The sequence below is a fragment of the Streptococcus sp. XMC genome (assembly GCF_021341835.1).
Taxonomy (GTDB): Bacteria; Bacillota; Bacilli; order Lactobacillales; family Streptococcaceae; genus Streptococcus.
This window is the reverse complement of sequence record NZ_JAJTNQ010000001.1, coordinates 133,219-150,415: the sequence shown is the minus strand read 5'-3', so window position 1 is coordinate 150,415 and position 17,197 is coordinate 133,219. Positions and strand designations below refer to the sequence as shown.

General features: G+C 43.1%; 18 protein-coding genes. 5 read left to right on the top strand and 13 right to left on the bottom strand.

What is annotated here, in order from left to right; genetic code table 11:
* Positions 1–13: 13 nt before the first annotated feature.
* The 9 genes from LXO72_RS00670 to LXO72_RS00630 all read right to left on the bottom strand — a co-directional run bounded on the left by LXO72_RS00670 (position 14) and on the right by LXO72_RS00630 (position 9,719).
* Positions 14–730, bottom strand: coding sequence for an NADPH-dependent oxidoreductase (locus tag LXO72_RS00670; protein ID WP_154857530.1), 717 nt, complete (start codon positions 728–730; stop codon positions 14–16).
* Positions 727–1,626, bottom strand: a complete 900-nt coding sequence (gene dnaI, locus LXO72_RS00665) for a primosomal protein DnaI (protein ID WP_233331239.1) — start codon at positions 1,624–1,626, stop codon at positions 727–729. Before dnaI ends, LXO72_RS00670 begins: the two co-directional genes overlap by 4 nt.
* Positions 1,627–2,799 (bottom strand): DnaD domain protein, encoded by a 1,173-nt coding sequence (locus LXO72_RS00660; RefSeq protein WP_233331238.1) that lies wholly within the window; start codon positions 2,797–2,799, stop codon positions 1,627–1,629.
* Positions 2,800–3,273 (bottom strand): transcriptional regulator NrdR, encoded by a 474-nt coding sequence (gene nrdR, locus LXO72_RS00655; protein WP_006595763.1) that lies wholly within the window; start codon positions 3,271–3,273, stop codon positions 2,800–2,802. It abuts the gene before it with no gap.
* 113 nt (positions 3,274–3,386) lie between these two features.
* A complete protein-coding gene (locus LXO72_RS00650) occupies positions 3,387–4,202 on the bottom strand; it encodes an endonuclease/exonuclease/phosphatase family protein (RefSeq protein ID WP_233331237.1) in 816 nt (271 codons plus the stop codon).
* 63 nt (positions 4,203–4,265) lie between these two features.
* The gene (locus tag LXO72_RS00645) at positions 4,266–6,455 is read right to left on the bottom strand and encodes a PTS transporter subunit IIBC (protein ID WP_233331236.1); all 2,190 of its coding nucleotides are present in this window, start codon (positions 6,453–6,455) and stop codon (positions 4,266–4,268) included.
* Positions 6,456–6,731: 276 nt separating this feature from the next.
* Positions 6,732–7,421 (bottom strand): response regulator transcription factor, encoded by a 690-nt coding sequence (locus tag LXO72_RS00640; protein ID WP_023024140.1) that lies wholly within the window; start codon positions 7,419–7,421, stop codon positions 6,732–6,734.
* A 9-nt stretch (positions 7,422–7,430) separates the two neighbouring features.
* A complete protein-coding gene (gene gndA, locus LXO72_RS00635; protein WP_023024142.1) occupies positions 7,431–8,855 on the bottom strand; it encodes an NADP-dependent phosphogluconate dehydrogenase in 1,425 nt (474 codons plus the stop codon).
* Between the two features lie 321 nt (positions 8,856–9,176).
* Positions 9,177–9,719 carry a YceD family protein gene (locus LXO72_RS00630; protein WP_233331235.1) on the bottom strand — a complete coding sequence of 181 codons (543 nt, stop codon included), beginning with the start codon at positions 9,717–9,719 and terminating at the stop codon, positions 9,177–9,179.
* Between the two features lie 109 nt (positions 9,720–9,828).
* Between LXO72_RS00630 and LXO72_RS00625 the strand changes: the two genes are divergently transcribed.
* The 4 genes from LXO72_RS00625 (at position 9,829) to LXO72_RS00610 (ending at position 12,712) form a co-directional block, all read left to right on the top strand.
* Positions 9,829–10,161, top strand: coding sequence for a DUF2200 family protein (locus tag LXO72_RS00625; protein ID WP_233331696.1), 333 nt, complete (start codon positions 9,829–9,831; stop codon positions 10,159–10,161).
* A 35-nt stretch (positions 10,162–10,196) separates the two neighbouring features.
* Positions 10,197–11,057, top strand: coding sequence for a helix-turn-helix domain-containing protein (locus tag LXO72_RS00620; protein ID WP_233331234.1), 861 nt, complete (start codon positions 10,197–10,199; stop codon positions 11,055–11,057).
* Between the two features lie 264 nt (positions 11,058–11,321).
* Positions 11,322–11,498, top strand: coding sequence for a hypothetical protein (locus tag LXO72_RS00615; protein ID WP_233331233.1), 177 nt, complete (start codon positions 11,322–11,324; stop codon positions 11,496–11,498).
* The gene (locus LXO72_RS00610; protein WP_233331232.1) at positions 11,495–12,712 is read left to right on the top strand and encodes a transporter; all 1,218 of its coding nucleotides are present in this window, start codon (positions 11,495–11,497) and stop codon (positions 12,710–12,712) included. Before LXO72_RS00615 ends, LXO72_RS00610 begins: the two co-directional genes overlap by 4 nt.
* 463 nt (positions 12,713–13,175) lie before the next feature.
* Here LXO72_RS00610 and htpX read toward each other — a convergent pair whose 3' ends face one another.
* Positions 13,176–14,072 carry a zinc metalloprotease HtpX gene (gene htpX / locus LXO72_RS00605; protein ID WP_048716550.1) on the bottom strand — a complete coding sequence of 299 codons (897 nt, stop codon included), beginning with the start codon at positions 14,070–14,072 and terminating at the stop codon, positions 13,176–13,178.
* 1 nt (position 14,073) lies between these two features.
* A complete protein-coding gene (locus tag LXO72_RS00600; protein ID WP_233331231.1) occupies positions 14,074–14,634 on the bottom strand; it encodes a LemA family protein in 561 nt (186 codons plus the stop codon).
* Positions 14,635–14,704: 70 nt separating this feature from the next.
* Between LXO72_RS00600 and rsmG the strand changes: the two genes are divergently transcribed.
* Complete coding sequence (rsmG, locus tag LXO72_RS00595) at positions 14,705–15,418, top strand: 16S rRNA (guanine(527)-N(7))-methyltransferase RsmG (RefSeq protein WP_233331230.1); 714 nt, start codon at positions 14,705–14,707, stop codon at positions 15,416–15,418.
* A gap of 29 nt (positions 15,419–15,447) precedes the next feature.
* On the opposite strand, the gene LXO72_RS00590 is transcribed toward rsmG, so the two are convergent.
* Both LXO72_RS00590 and LXO72_RS00585 read right to left on the bottom strand, forming a co-directional pair.
* The gene (locus tag LXO72_RS00590; RefSeq protein ID WP_233331229.1) at positions 15,448–16,368 is read right to left on the bottom strand and encodes a carbohydrate kinase family protein; all 921 of its coding nucleotides are present in this window, start codon (positions 16,366–16,368) and stop codon (positions 15,448–15,450) included.
* A 70-nt stretch (positions 16,369–16,438) separates the two neighbouring features.
* On the bottom strand, positions 16,439–17,194 hold the full coding sequence (locus LXO72_RS00585) for an SDR family oxidoreductase (protein ID WP_233331228.1): 756 nt from the start codon (positions 17,192–17,194) through the stop codon (positions 16,439–16,441).
* Positions 17,195–17,197 lie beyond the last annotated feature (3 nt).

The window sequence follows — 17,197 nt, the reverse complement described above, 5'->3', positions numbered from 1 at the left end:
GTCCTCTTTTCTCTTATTTTTCTAGTTGGTGTTTCTTTAATAATTCTGCCGTAGCAGCTGGTTCTTCCTGTCCAAATTGGGCAGCCAAGCGTTGGCTCCAAGTATCCGTTGCCCGTGCTCCAGCATAGGCAGTCTGTACTCGATCAAAGGCTTCAATCACTTCAGGAGTCTGCTCCTGGTAACTTTCTTCGAAGACAACAGCTTCCAAAGGAAGGCGGGGCTTCACAGGATGGTTCTGATTTGGCACTCCTAAAGCCATCCCAAAGACAGGATATGTGTAGTCTGGTAAGTTAAATAGTTTCGCTACTTCAGCCGCTTCATACCGAACCAAGCCAATAATGACCCCTCCATAGCCTAGACTTTCAGCAGCCAGCAAGGTATTCTGACCAGCCAAGGCCGCATCTACAGAAGTAATCAATAAATTATCTGGTCCTTCTGGATGGAATTGATCCGTATGCATCCGAACCCCTTTTTCAGCTCGGTTGAGATCTCCTACAAACAGTAAGAAAACAGAGCATTGACGAATCGCCTCCTGTGGGACGAATTGATAGAGCGCTTCTTTCTTTTCCTGGCTTCTCACTAAGATAATGGAATAAGACTGGAAGTTCTTCCAAGAGGAAGCCATCTGTCCTGCAGTTAGGATTGCTTGAAGGTCTTCCTCTTTGATGTCCTCCTCCTTAAAGCGACGGACAGAGGAATGAGATTTCATCAAATCAATTACGGTATTCATCGGCGATTTTCTCCCTCTAGGCGCACTTCTTTAGCCAGGAACTTAATTCGCTCCATAACACGTTTGGCTTGCCAAGTCTCATCTCCATTCCGAGACGTAGCAAAATGACGTTCTAAATCTTCAAAATTGAAATTCGAAGTAAAGAAGGTTGGAAGAATCTCCTGCATCCGATGTTGCAAAATCACTTGCAAGACTTCATCCCGAACCCAAGGCGACATTTGCTCTGCCCCAATATCGTCTAGAATCAAAATTTCAGCCTTCTTGACCTGATCCAACATTTCTTTAACCTGACCTGTATTAATGGCATTTTTGACATCGATGACAAAGCTTGGGAAATGTAGAATGGTGGAGGAAGCCTGACGTTTTTCAGATAAGTCATGAGCAAGAGCTGCCATCATATAGCTTTTCCCAACTCCGAAATCTCCGTATAGAAAAATTCCTTTACGGGCTTGAGGATAGGAAGCAACAAAATTGGCCAACTCTTCAAAGGCTCCAAAACGTCCACGATCATCCAAGTCGACTTTCGCTAAGGAAGCCTCCTTCAAGGTGCTTGGCAAGTTGATTAGCTGCAAGCGTTTATTGATAGCAGCTTGTTTTTGTGCCTCGATCAACTCAGGTGTCTCTTCATAGGAAACATCCGCATAGCCCTCATTCATGACCAATACAGGCTTATACCCTCTTGCAATATAATCTGCATCCCCGAGGACAAAACGATTCCGTTCACTGATGTATTGGTTAAATTTGGAAATGCTGCGACGAATTTCTGCTTCCGACAAGGCTTCCTTTTGAATAAAGTTTGCAATCTCAGGTTCGGCGAGAATTTGAGCTACCAATTCTTCATAATTGAACTGCTGTGATCGATTCATCTGGGACATGGTTTTCCCTACGCTCTCCATTTACTCCCCTCCTTGATTTAATTTCTCGAGCAAGGCCCGTTTTTGTTGTTCCAGATCAGCCTGTTCTTCCTGGCTGGTCTGATTGGTATAGTTAGGCTGACTCCACTTAGGAACATTGGTTTTTCCAGTCGCTTGTCCACTCTTAGTTGCTTTCTCTTTTGCTTTTTGTGTATGGGAGTCTTGGCGCTGGCGGATCTTCAGGACAGCCTCTTCAGCCGTTTTAATTCCCTCATACGCAAAATCATTCCCAACTTTTAAGGCATATTTTTCATTGAGATTGGCAGAAGCAACCTTATTAAAGGTCAACAACAAAATCACGTTTATGACTTCATCTAATAGGCCTAACTGGGCCAAATCAGAAATCACCTTACGCTCAGATTGGGTCACGACAGCCTTACGCGCTTTTTTAATTCCTGCTAAAAATTGGAGACTGGTCTTATTTTTAGCTTCCCGGATAATGGCTCTTTCCTGCGGAGTGAACTCATCCTTGCCGTTTTCCTGTGGTTGTTGGGTTAGTTTCTGTCTCATCCGCTTGGTCGAAATGATCAAGTTGGCCGCTGTCTCCTTGGCCAAGAGATAGGTCTCATACCAAGTCCAATTCTTCTCCTCGGTAATGGCATAAAGAACCAAGAGATCCTCTTGTTCGTTTTCAAAACGAAGGCCATCCCTCGCCATTAATTGTTTAAAGTGCTCCAAACTGAAGGAAGATGTTTTCCTCTGAGGGGTCGAAACTCCATTAATCCCAAAGACAGAGGCAAAGTTCACCTTCCGTTTTTCGCCCTCTGGTTTTTCAGGAAGCAAGTCACGAACTGCCGCTTCTCCTATTTTTTTCTCCAGCAATTTCTGATAAGCAACATTGGCAAAAAATTGATCTGCTTCTAGCGGAGGCACAAATCGGAACTGAAGTCCTTCTTCTGTTTCATAAACCTCTAATAAATTCATGGCAATCAAGCGGTCTAGACTTTCGAGAAAATGAGCGAAACCTAGATCCAGATGATTTAAAATGACAGCAATCAGCCGTTTTTCTTTCCCCTGATCATAGAGACTCAGCAGAAAAGTATATAATTGACTTGCTTGAACACCTAATATTGGTCCATACAGATGCGTAAAGGAGGCTCCTGTAGGCGCCAAATAATTATTCTGCAAGAAAGAAAATGAAGTATTGGGCTTCATCTATTTTTCCTTTTTCTTCTTCGTTCCTTTGGTAATCTGTTTTAAGAGACTTTCCAATTCACCAACATCCTTGAAACTACGATAAACACTCGCAAAGCGGACATAGGTAATTTCGTCCAACTCTGCTAACTCGTCCATGACCAGTGATCCGATGTAGTCACTCTGGATCTCATTTTCACTCTGGCTTCGAATCTTTTGTTCGATGCGCCCCACAATTTCCTCAATTTCGTCACTGGAAACTGGACGTTTCTGAGCAGATCGAATAATCCCATTAAATATTTTATCTCTAGAAAACTGTTCCCGGGTGCCATCTTTTTTCACCACAACAAGAGTCCGCTCTTCTACTCGTTCATAAGTGGTGAAGCGATGATGACATTCATCACATTCTCTTCTTCTACGAATCGTTTTCCCATCTTCTGCCTGGCGACTATCTACAACACTAGACTTGTTTCCGCCACATTTTGGACACCGCATGGACACCCTCCTTATCGTTTCTTAATACTTTATTCTATCATATTTAGGGCTAAAGTGAAAGCAAGCGAAACAAAGAAAATCCCTAGCCTCCTAAAGGCATAGGGATTTGAATCTTATGGTAAATACAAGTCAGCTGACAAACCATAATGGTCGCTGATGAGAGGTTGGTTGGAACCATCAAACACAACTTCTAGTCGTTCGATAACCCATTCTTTTGAAGTGAAAACATAATCAATCCGCAAAGGTACCTGATTATCATCCCATCCATCAATTCCAGGACCTACTGTGTAAGTCCCCTTGGTCTGACGGGCTTCAATAAAGCTATCTTGAAGAGCTAGCGGACTCGCTAAAATGGCCTCATACCCCTCTTGACCAGCTGGATTATTAAAATCTCCTGCTAAAATCAAGGGTTTTTGCAATTGGCTAAAGCGCTCTTCTAAACGTGTCCACTCTTGTTGGAAACCTTTATCCCACCAGGAAAGGTGGACACTGGCAACCGCAATTTCTTTCCCATCAACTTGGGTTTCTGCAATGGCAATCCGTCGTGTATGATAATCTGTTGGATCATTCACATCTGAAACCAAGAGTTCGCTTGCCTGGATTGGGGTACGTGATAGAACTGCTACACCTTCATGATAACGGTCATAGCCGATATGGTTGTAAGCCCAGGTCCAGTGATAGCTCAATCCTTCTTCTTCTAATTTTTCAACTAAACAACGAACATAGTGATCCTGATGGATCGGCTCCGCAGAAGGAGTCGGATGATACAAGTCATTAACTGGAACAACTGGACTTTCGATGGCCTGATTGATTTCTTGGAAACAAATCAGATCGTATTGCTTTTCAAGAATGTCTGTTACTAAGTCCTCAAATTTTTGTTGGGGATTTTCTTCCATCCAACTATGAGTGTTTAAAGTTAAAAATTTCATGATCCTACTCTCCTAATAGAGAATTCCCTGTATCCGATGGATACAAGGAATGACTCTCATAGATTATAATTCAACCTTGGCAACCACTGCATCTGCTGGTAGTTGACCAGTTTGTGTAAGAGTGACAGATTTAATAGCTGCAGCATTTGTGAAGACTACAACTGTTGACGTTGCACGTCCAGCTTCACGAATAGCATCCAAATCTGCTTCCACCAATAAATCTCCCGCTGCAACTGTTTGGCCTTCTTCTACCTTCACTGTGAAAGGTTTTCCTTCCAAACTTACAGTATCAAGACCGATATGAACGAGAACTTCAAGACCAGATTCTGTTACCAAACCAAGGGCATGTTTGGTAGGGAAGACGCTTGTCACCTTACCAGCTACTGGTGAAACAATCTGACCATTTGCCGGTTCAACTGCAAATCCGTCACCCATCATTTTTTGTGAGAAGACTGGATCTTGAACTTTATCTAATTCAATGACTTGTCCTTCAGCAACTGAGTGAACTTCTTCTGTCACCCCTTTAAAGGCAACTTCCGCTTGTTGAGCCGCTGTCTGCTGACTTGGAAGAGTTTCAGGAATCACTTCACCTGAATCTAACAAATCTTGGATATCTGATTTCAAAACGTCAGCTTTTGGACCGTAAATCGCTTGGACCCCTTGTCCTTTCATGACAAGTCCCATAGCTCCTTCAGCTTTCCATTGTTCTTCTGTTCCAACTTTAGTTTCGTCCTTAACAGTCACACGAAGACGAGTCATACATGCATCCACATCGACGATGTTAGCACGTCCACCAAGAAGGTTGATGATATTAACTGCTTGAGAAGCAGCAGCTACTTTACCTGAACCTGAAGTTTCAGATGCATCTACATCTCCTTCAGCTTGTTCGTAGTTTCCATTACGTCCAGGAGTTGCGTAGTTAAATTTCTGGATCATGAAGTTTGCAATGAAGTACATGATCACAGCAAAGAGAATCGTTACCCAAATGAAGTTAAAGATGTCCATACCAAGGCCAGCTTTAATGGTCATTGGTGTACGAGTCAAGAACTCAATAGATCCAAATGAATGGACACGGAGATTGACGATATCTGCCATCGCGAAGGCTGCACCTTGTACCACTGCATAAACGAGGTAAAGAGGCATTGCTACGAACATAAACATGTACTCGATTGGTTCTGTAACCCCTGTGAGGAAGGTTGCAAGAGCAGTCGCAATCATCATCCCTTTGTATTTGTGTTTCTTATCAGGGTCTACATTACGGTAAATGGCAAGGGCAACCCCCATCAAGATACCGAATGAACCGATCATTTGTCCCACTTTGAAACGAGCAGGTGTGACAGTATCCAACAAGTGTTGGTAAGTAGCAGGGTCAGAAACTTTTGTATTTCCTAAGTCTGTAATCCAAGCCAACCAAAGTGGATCTTGACCAAATACTTGAGTGCCTTTTGCTGCACCAGTTAACACTTCATAAGTACCACCCAATTGAGTATAGTTGATTGGGATAGTCAACATGTGGTGAAGACCAAATGGAAGCAAGAGACGTTCCAAGGTACCGAAAGCAAATGGTGCTAAGATTGGAGCAGTCTCTTTTGAGTTAGCAATCCAAATACCAAAGTTGTTAATTCCTGTTTGGACTACTGGCCATAAGAATGACAAGATAAGAGCCACAATTGCAGAACGAAGGATAACGACAAATGGAACAAAGCGTTTCCCGTTAAAGAATGATAGGGCATCTGGTAACTTGCGGTAGTTGTAGTATTTGTTAAAGGCTGTTGCCCCTACAAAACCGGCAATAATCCCAACGAAAACTCCCATATTCAAGGCAGGTGATTCTAACACACTCGTGAAGTAATCAGCAACCTTGATAGATCCACCAAGAAGTGTTTTCACCTTCGCTTCTGGATCTTTCAGCATATCTCCTGTTACACCGAACATCACACCAGTGATCCGGTTAATCAGGATAAAGGATAGACCTGCTGCAAAGGCCCCACCCGCACGTTCTTTCGCCCAGCTACCACCGATAGCGAGAGCAAAGAGGATGTGGAGGTTTCCGATAACCCCCCAACCGATCTGTTCAAGAACACCACCGGTAGTTACCAAGAAACCAAGTTCTGGATTAATCATTGCAATGGTTTTACCAAGACTGATCATCAGACCTGCCGCCGGCATAACTGCAATGACCACCATCAACGCTTTACCGAATTTTTGCCAAAATTCAAAGCTTAATAGACTTTTGAATGATTGTTTATTCATCATTCGACCTCCTTATAAAATTGAAATGCCCGCAATACGAGAAAACGTTTGCATATTTCACTTACTATTATACCACTTTTTTTTCTTTTGTAAAGCCCTTACATGTAAATTTTTAATTCACAAACATTATATACAAAGGCCTTGGAAATACTGTAATCCAGGCAAACGTTTGCTTCTTTCACAAGATTTTAAAAAAATTTTTTTAAAAAATTTTTCTTTCTTCCTTTTTGACAAACAAAAAAATCCCTTTGAGATTTCTCATCAAAGGGATTGTTGTTATTCTTGCATTTGGTAGCCGACACCTCGGACAGTTTTGATATAGCTCTTTTGTCCTGGAAGATCTATTTTCCCACGAAGATAGCGAATATAGACATCAACGATATTGGTTTCTGCTGTACTCTCATATTTCCACACCCGCTCTAAGAGTTGCTCCCGACTAAGGACATGTTTGCTTCCCATCAAAGTTGCTAATAAATCATATTCACGACGTGTCAGATCAATTACTTCTTCTCCCCGATACACCATATGATTCTCGACATCAATTCGCAAATTCCGATAGGAAGTGGGAACTTTCATCTGATTACAATGTTGGTCAATAAAATCACGACCTCTAAAAATAGCGACGATTTTCTCAACCAAATCACTGATCACGAATGGTTTGATGACATAAGATACCGCAAATCGTTGGATACTCTCCATATGCTCTGAAATTTTCTCACGACTATCTAAGACAATCAAGACTGCTGCAGGACGAATCTTGCTCAGACGCTGGGCAAACTCTTCCCCACTCATATCTTCTAGTTCGTAATTGAGAAGAATTAAATCATATTCTGTAGCCTGCAGGAGTTTCAAGGCGAGTTCCCCTTGTTCTACCAAATCAACTACATAGCCTGCTTTCTGAAGTTCTAAATCAATAAAGCGCGCTAAATTCTTTTCATTTTCTACTAGTAATATCCGCTTTGTCATAACCTACAATTATTTTTCGTCGTACCAAGAATAGTGGAAGGTACCTTCTTTATCCTTACGTTGGTATGTGTGAGCACCGAAGTAGTCACGTTGTGCCTGGATCAAGTTCGCTGGAAGATCCGCTGAACGGTAGCTATCAAAGTAAGTGATAGCTGCTGAGAAGGTTGGGACTGGCACACCAGCTTGAACAGCAAGAGCTACGATATCACGAACAGATTGTTGGTACTTAGCAGTGACATCCAAGAAGTACTCATCCAAAAGAAGGTTAGCCAAATCTGCATCACGGTTGTATGCATCCGTGATCTTTTGCAAGAAACGAGAACGGATGATACAGCCATCACGCCAGATAGAAGCGATGTCTGCAAATGGCAAGTTCCAGTTGTTTTCTTTAGATGCAACACGCAATTGTGCAAAACCTTGTGCGTATGAAATGATTTTTGAGAAGTAAAGGGCTTGACGGATCTTTTCGATCAACTCAGCCTTATCACCTTCAAATTTGAAAGCAGCTGGTTTTGGAAGCACCTTGCTAGCGTGTACACGTTCTTCTTTGTATGTAGAGATGTAACGGGCAAATACTGACTCCGTAATGAGTGACAATGGCACACCAAGGTCAAGCGCTGATTGGCTAGTCCATTTACCAGTTCCCTTGTTTCCTGCGGCATCCAAGATGTAGTCTACGATTGGGCCATCTTGACCTTCATCATCTTTACGTCCAAGGATGTCCGCAGTGATTTCGATCAAGTAGCTGTCCAATTCGCCCTTGTTCCACTCAGTGAAGATTTCAGCCATGTCTGTAGCTGAAAGGCCAAGCAAGTGTTGCATGAGATCATAGCTTTCTGCGATCAATTGCATATCACCGTACTCAATACCATTGTGGACCATTTTCACATAGTGACCAGCTCCATCAGGACCAATGTAAGTCACACATGGTTTGCCATCTTCTGGTGCTTTTGCAGAGATTTCTTCAAGAACATCTACTACCAATTCATAAGCTTCTTTTTGTCCACCAGGCATGATAGAAGGACCTTCAAGGGCACCTTTTTCACCACCAGAGACACCAGTACCGATAAAGTTGATACCAGAGTTGGCCAACTCTTCATTACGACGGATAGTATCTTTGTAGAAAGTGTTTCCTCCGTCAATCAAGATATCGCCTTTATCCAAGTGTGGAAGAAGGGCTTGGATGGTTGCATCTGTACCAGGTCCTGCTTGAACCATAAGCATGATACGACGTGGTTTTTCAATTGAGTTTACAAAGCTTTCGATATCATAGCTTGGCACAAAGTTCTTTTCAGGATGGCAAGCAACAACATCTTCTGTTTTTTCTTTACTACGGTTATAGATAGCAACTGTGTATCCACGAGATTCAATATTAAGGGCAAGGTTACGACCCATTACGGCCATACCAACAACACCAAAGTTTGCTTTTGTCATGTGACACTCCTCTTTATAGTTTGCCTATATTCTACCATTTTTTGACATCAAATGAAAGCAGAAAATAGCTTCCCACTTCTCCAAGAGAGAGAAGATCATACAAGTCATTTGATCTTAAAAACAAAAGTGCCTGAGTTACAGTTCTCAGACACTTTCTGATGCATTCTAGTCATCGGTTTTAGACATTCATTCATTAGCTTCCATAATTCGCTATTTGTAGACAGACACCATTTCTAACTTCGACTAGCTCCCGGCTATGCTAGCTAATTTTTGCTCCCCAACCCTACTTTCGCTTTCCTTTAGGAAGGCTCCTATCAAACATTATTCTTCTCCGTCAAATAATCCTTGAAGGCCAGCAAAGGGGCTATTTTCTTCTTTCTTAATCGCTTGAGCGGCTTGGTATTCTTCTTCGGATAGGATTTTCCAATCATTGCCTTCGATAAAGCCTTGTCCAGCCTCTTCTTCTGGAGTGAGAACCTTGAGAGGAATATTAAGCAGGATATTATCTGCCACACTCTCACTTAGGTCAATTTTGCCCCCTTCAATAGGAAGAATCAGATCTTCCTCAAGGGCCTCGATATCTGCATCAGACTGTACATCTTCAGCAAACACTTCTGTTACAGGATAGCTTTCTTGGAGTTCAACGGGTTCCATGCTTCGGCTAGATGCCAAAACGATGGTGTAGTTCAACTGGTAATCCAAGACATAAAGACCTGTATCATAGGCTACTCGACCTGTCGCTGTCACATTCTTCAAATCAAGAATTTCTGGATTGCGCTTTTGCAGATCCTTTAACAAATCCAACTCTTGATCAAATGCTAATCCTTCAGGATTTTTACGGATTTCTTGTGTAAATAAGTTCATTCTATTGTCCTCTAATCTTCTAGATATTACTAGTATATCATGAAGCTGTCCCTTCAACCAAGATGTCTCCTCAAAAATTTGTTATAATCATGAAAAAGATAAAGGAGATCTGATGGCAAAAGTTTACGATTTACCATTTTCAACTGTATACACAGCTTTGATCCAAAAAGTCGTACGAAAGGGTGGAAAAGAGACCAGCCTTGACCAAATCACCTCTTGCTTAACGGGCTATTCTCTGGCGGAACTAAAAGAATGGAAAAAGAGTGATGGAAGCTACGGAGATTTCTTTCGCCAAGCTCCCGCCTATCACCCCAATCGGACATTGATTACTGGGAAAATTTGTGGCGTGCAAATTGAAACAATTCAGGATCCTTTGATGCGGGAAATTCGCCGCTTAGATCGCCTGGTCGATTGGTTAAGCAAGGGAAAGACCGTTGAGTAATTGGTTGAAAAATACCAGCTAAAAAAGGAGAATTCATGAAAGAAATCGGAGCAGTTTTTCGGCAAATACGTGAAAGTCGCCACATCTCTTTAGAGGAGGCTACGGGTGGCGAATTTTCGCGCTCCATGTTATCTCGATTTGAAAGAGGGGAAAATGACCTGACGACGCAACGGTTTTTTCAGGCCCTTCAACAAATCAAAACCAGCCTCAGTGAGTTCTCTCATCTAGCAGAGATTGATCAGCACTCTTTTATTCCCAAATTGTTGAAAGAGCACTATGAAAACATGAGTTTGGAACACGATCAAGCCTTGTACCAAAGCTACCAGCAAGCCTATCAGAAAGATCACAAAAAAGAAGACTTCTTAGCCAGCATTATTCTCAAGGCCAAAATACTTGGCTTATATCCTGAGGTAGAGTTGGCTGCTAGCCAAGAGGAACTAGATTTCCTCTATGACTACCTCTTCTCTGTCATGGTCTGGGGAAATTTTGAGTTAAGCCTATTTTCACTGACCTCTCCTCTTTTCTCTAGTCAGCTCTATCGACAATACACAGAGGAGTTGGTCCAACGGGAGGATTTCAAGCTTCTCCTAGATTCCTCTCGTCCTGCCATCAATTCTATTTTCCTTAATGGCTTTTTTCTCGCCATTAGTTCAAATGAATTTGAAGATGCATCTTATTTTGATCAGCTGATCAAGGACAACTTCTACGCTGAAAACGAAGCCTACCTTCGGACGGTTTATCTCTACGCCAAAGGAGAATTTCTCTATCGAAAGGGAGAAAAAGAAACTGGTCTTGAAAAGATGGAGCAGGCCATTCAGGTCCTATCCATTCTTGATTGCAAGGACAGCACCAACTACTACAAACAGAGCATGCAAGAACTCATCAAGGAATCCTGAAAAGAGAGTGGGACAGAAATCGGTAATTCGTTAGAATTCGATTTCGTCGTCCCATCTCCGCACAGTTGAGTAGGGCTGTAAAAGCTGATGAAATCAGCGTAGTAGAGTCCACTCAACCACTGCGTCTTGCTCGACAATCCAAAGACAATTGAGAGGCTAGGACTTTTGTCCCAGCCTCTTTTTGTTGAAAATATGCAACATTTTGTTTTTCTTGTTTTTGAGGTCTACAATAGGATCATCAATCAAAGAAAGAAGGCCCCTTCCATGATGATCAAACTAAAAAGATACTTCCTTCATTTGTTTCTCAAGCATACCAGCGTCTACCTAAAAGATCAGAAACTTCTTCTCTCTGATGATGAGAAATTACAAGTCTTAAAACAAATCTTTCGATCCATCAAACAAGCTCTACCCACTGATCACGTGAAGGAGGAAGGCTTATGAAACTCTTAGCTCGAAATAAAATTTTTGCCTTACTCAGTCTTTCTCGCTTTTTGAATACCCTTGGTGCCGCCATCTACAATCTGGTCTTCGTGGTCTTTGCTGCCAGCATGCCTCAGCCTAGTCTGGCAGTTGGCATTGCCAATCTCATTGTGTTTATTCCTAGCCTCTTTAGCATTTTTGTTGGGATGAAGGCTGACCATACGAAGAAAAAAGCTAACTGGTTGATCCGCATCGGCTTTCTCCAAGCCATCCTCTTCATCCTTATTGCTCTCATGACCAAGATTCCGGGTTACCTAGCCTTTTCGATTGTTTGCTTCTTAAACATTGTTTCAGATTGTTTGAGTGATTATCGCGGAGGCTTGCAACTCCCCATCATGAAAAAGAACATCTCTAGCGAGGATTTGATGGAGGCCTACTCCTTCAATCAACTACTTAGTATGGTCTGCTCGATTTCTGGACAGGCCCTAGGGGTTTGGCTGCTAGCTATCAGCCATCAACATTTCGCCCTGGTCGCTTCGATCAATGCAGTGACTTTTCTCCTGTCTTCCACTTGTCTCCTGATGAGAAAAAAGCAGTTGACACATGACCCCGTCATTGAGCCCCAAAATAAGAATTCTTTGGTACACGAATGCCAAGAGATGTACCAGAACGCCAAAAGTATTTTTGCAGATGAGGAGGTCCACCACTTTGGTAAGTTGCTCTTCTCATTGGTTCTCATCAATGCTTTAGGTGGGTCCATCTCTGGCATCTACAATCTGCAACTGCTTCACTCCCCCTTTTTTCAGTTGAGCTATAGCCAATCCCTCTTGATCTTAGAGGCTGTGACTATTTTAAGTATGGTCTGGGCTAGCCTGACACCCCACGATTATTTTTCCAAGCAAAGCCTCCACCATATCCTCCTGTGGATAGCAGGTGGGCTGACTATGCTTGGGCTCACAAATATTCTGGTGCACTGGGATTTCCTTTCCCTTCTACTCATCACTTTCCTTGGTTATCTTGTAGCAAAAATCAACCCAAAAGTTTCTAGTCTTTTAATGAGTAAATTACCCGCTGAAAAATTAGCTTCTACCTCCAGCTTTTTGGGACTGATGGTCAGCTTTGCCATGCCACTTGGGACAGCTCTCTTTTCTAGTCTAGCTATCTGGAGCCTTCCCCTAGCGTGGGGGACCTTTGCTATCCTTGGTTTCACCACCCTCCTCTTAACAACAAAATAAAAAACCCACCGTTTGGTGGATTGAGATTTAGGACAAAGTTATCTTTTATACAATTCTATTAACTTCTATAAAGATAAATACTTTTTATTCTTTAGAGTTATTCAATCATCTACTGAAACTTTCCGCCGTGAGAAAAGTGCTAGAAACAAGGTTGTTTCTAGCACTCGGGAGTTTTGGGAGTAAAACAGTTTGGGAAACTGTTTTAGCCTGAGCCTGGAAATTAAAGAGCGAGGGGGTTCAAAACGAATTGAACACGGGCTGCGGATTGTGTCAAAAAGATAAGTTCTCCTAGAATCGAAAGATTCTGCGTCAAACTTCCTATTTTGACTTTATCCGCAGACGCCCTTTGTATCGTAATTTAGTCATGGAACTTCATAGAAGTTCGCTGACGTCCGTACTCACCTAAGGAAAGGTTCTAAGATGATTGTATCTTCAATCTGAATCCACTGTTTGGTGGATTTTTTTACATATTTCTTAATCTTTCAACCCGCTCAGCAATGGGTGGGTGGGTATAAAAGAGTTTTTGAAAGCCGGATTCTTTTTTGGGATCGTTGATAAAGAGTGCACTACTTGCACTATCAACTTCTCGTTGCATGGGTACACTGTTATCGAGTTTCAAAAGAGCATTGATCATCCCTTGAGGATTCCGTGTCAATTCGACACTGGAGGCATCCGCTAGGAACTCCCGTTGGCGAGAAATGGCTAACTGAACCAAAGTCGCCGCTAATGGAGCTAATACGATGGCAATCAAGGAAAGGATCAGAATAATAATTTCTAAACCACTGCCTCCTTCTCGATCATCATCCCGTCTACGACCACCGCCCCACCACATCATCCGTCCTCCAATACTAGAGAGCATGGTGATGGCACTGGCAAGGGCAACCGCAATCGTGGAGATGCGGATATCATAATTGCGAATATGGCTGACTTCGTGTCCGATGACTCCCTCCAATTCCTCACGGTTCATCACAGCCAGAAGACCTGTCGTTGCTGCAACAGCAGCATTTTGAGGATTGGATCCTGTCGCAAATGCATTCATGGACGGATCATCTACAATATAAACTCGAGGCATAGGGATTTGAGCTACCATGGCCATATCTTGGACAATATGGTAGAGTTGAGGGGCTTGCTCTTCCGTCACCTCACGCGCCCCGTTCATCCGCATGACGACCTCGGTTGATTGGAAAATCATGCTAAAGGCATAAATCCCACCAATAATCAAAGCTAGGATGACGCCACCAAGTGAGGACCCTAACCAGAGGTAGCCAACGGCCGCTCCGATGAGAGCCAAGAGTATGAAAAAAGCAATAAGGAGAATCCAGGTTCTCCTTTTATTGCTTGCAATTTGGTCAAACAGCATATTAGTCTCCTAATCCGCTAAAGTCCACCTTTGGTACTGCTTTTTCTTCTTCAGGCACTTGAAGGAATTCGGCCTGTTTGAAGCCAAACATTCCAGCAATCACGTTTGTTGGGAAAGTTTCCAACTTGACATTGTAGTTGCTAGTTACACTGTTGTACAATTGACGGGCATAAGAAATTTTGTTTTCTGTATTGGTCAATTCTTCTTGCAATTGCATGAAGTTGGTGTTAGCCTTCAAGTCTGGGTAGTTTTCAGCAACCGCAAAGATGCCTGCCACTTGACGGGAAAGAGCATCACTGGCTGCCATCGCTTCTGCAGGTGAAGTAGCTTGAGCCACTTGTTGGCGAAGTTGAGTCACTTTTGCTAGTGTATCTCCTTCGTACTTGGCATACCCTTTAACGGTTTCAATCAAGTTTGGAATCAAGTCATTTCGACGTTTCAATTGTACATCAATTTGACTCCATGCTTCACGAGTTTGCATGCGGCTTTTCACCAAACCGTTGTAAACTCCTACTACAATCAACACAAGGACCACAATGATCCCAAGAATAATCCAAATCATTTTATTGAATTCCTTTCATTTCTTTCTACCAGTATATCAAATTTCCCTTATTTTGTGGTAAAATAAAAGCATGAAACCAGAAGAATTTTATGTCCGTTTAGCCGACCTCGGCTTCCCATTAACTGATCGTCAAAAAGAGCAATACGAACGCTATTTTGAGCTCCTCGTTGAATGGAATGAAAAGATTAATCTCACTGCCATCATCGAAAAAGACGAAGTCTATCTCAAGCATTTTTATGACTCTATCGCACCCATTTTACAGGGCTTGATCGAAAACCAACCCATCCGTCTCTTGGATATCGGCGCTGGTGCTGGCTTTCCGAGCCTTCCTATGAAGATTCTTTTCCCTGAGTTGGATGTGACTATCATTGATTCCCTTAATAAACGGATCAATTTTCTCAACGTACTGGCTGAAGAGTTGGGCTTAAGTGGGGTTCATTTCTACCATGGACGTGCCGAGGACTTTGCGCAAGACAAGGCCTTTCGTGCCCAATTTGATATCGTAACTGCCCGCGCGGTTGCCCGCATGCAGGTTCTCTCTGAACTGACCATCCCTTACCTGAAAGTAGGGGGACGTCTTCTTGCTCTCAAGGCTAGCAATGCTCCAGAAGAGTTGGAAGAAGCCAAAAACGCCCTCAATCTGCTCTTTAGCAAGGTTGAAGACAATCTACAGTATGAATTGCCTAATGGGGATCCACGCTATATCACTCTTGTAGAAAAGAAAAAAGAAACTCCTAATAAATACCCAAGAAAAGCGGGCATGCCAAATAAGCGTCCGTTATAAGATGATACTAAAAAGAAGCTGACAGTTTGTCAGCTTCTTTTTGAATAAACTAATTTTTTTAACTCTTGCTCTAGGGTATGGTAGTGATGGCACTCTAAATGAACTCCCCTAGTCGCCACAACCTTGCTTGCTAGACGGTTAGCAAAGGTTAAGGCTTCCTCCACATCTAGCCCTTGCAAGGATGCTGCTAAAAAGGCTCCCAGATGACTGTCTCCAGCCCCTACGGTATCACGGACTTCTGTAGGAAATCCGGCCACCTCGTAGAACCTACCATCGTAGGCAAGTGCTCCTTTTTCTCCCAAGGTGACGATGACTAATTGTCCCGTTCTCTGATGAAGTTTCTTAGCCGCTTCAGGAATCTCTTCACAAGCTGAAAAAGCCTTTGCTTCTAGCTCATTGAGGTGGAGGATGGGCTGGAGATCATAGATTGCTTCCAGTCGGTCCTTGGGAATCAAGAGTCCGCGAGGCCCTGGTGCAAAGATAACTTGACCTTCCAGTTTTGACACAGATTGAATGAGTTCCATCCCGGTTGGCTCTTCTACTTCAAGGCCACAGAGATAAATAGCGTCATAACTTTCCTGCTCCAGAGGCTGTAGCCATTCCTTCTGAAAACCATATTCCACTCCATGATCTGATAAAAAGGTTCGTTCTCCATCCGACTCAATGAAACAATAGCAACAACCATTCGCTCCTGTTACTGAAATAGGGGTTTGGATGCTCAACTTTTCTAGTTCTGCCTTAACAAAATCCCCGTAGACACCCGTCCCCACTGGCGAGATGAAGTCAACCTTTTGACCTAAAGCATGAAGTACGGAGACGACATTAAAGGCACACCCTCCAAGAGACCAAGTCTGCTCATGGATATGGGCGTCCCCTTCCCTACTTGGTAGACGATCCAGATAAACCATAATATCACAAACAGTGGATCCAATCACTAAGGCTTTTGACATGGTTTTCCTCCTCCTATTCTCTATTCTCAACATGGAAAAATAACCAGCACCGGATCGTGCTGGTTAGCAACTAGTCACCCCGATAGACCGGTTGCGGTCCAAAGGTTTGGGAAACCGGCATGATTTCAATGCGGTTAACATTGACATGCTTGGGCTGTTGGATGAGCCAAGCTACGGTATTGGCAATATCTTCTGGCTGAATCGCATGGGCGTCTCGATAGAGAGCTTCTACCCGTTTTTCATCTCCTTTAAAACGAACCTCCGAAAACTCGGTCCCTTCGCAGAGACCAGGCTCAATATTGGTCACCCGAATCTGTTTTCCGGCCAAGTCCGCACGCAGATTTAATGAGAACTGTTTAACGAAGGCCTTGGAAGCACCATAAACATTGGCCCCTGGATAAGGCACCGTCCCTGCAGTTGATCCCATATTGATGACATATCCATCATTTCTTTCCACCATTTGGGGGAGGATTTGCCGAGTCAAATAGGTCAGACCGATAATATTAGTCTGAATCATGGTCAACCAATCTGCAAGCTCTGCTTCATGGGCTGGAGCGAGGCCTAGGGCCAAGCCAGCATTATTGACCAAAACATCCACTCTCTCCCAAGCTTTTGGCAAACTGGCAAGTGCAAGATCCACCTGAGAAAGATCCGTCACATCCATTTGAAGGGGATAAAAAGCTTCTCCCAGCTCTTCTTGAAGAGCCTGTAATTTTTCAATGCGTCTAGCAGCACCAATCACGCGATGCCCATCGGCAACTAAGCGGTGACAAATGGCTTGGCCAAAGCCAGCAGATGCTCCCGTTACTAAAATTGTTTCTGCCATTTT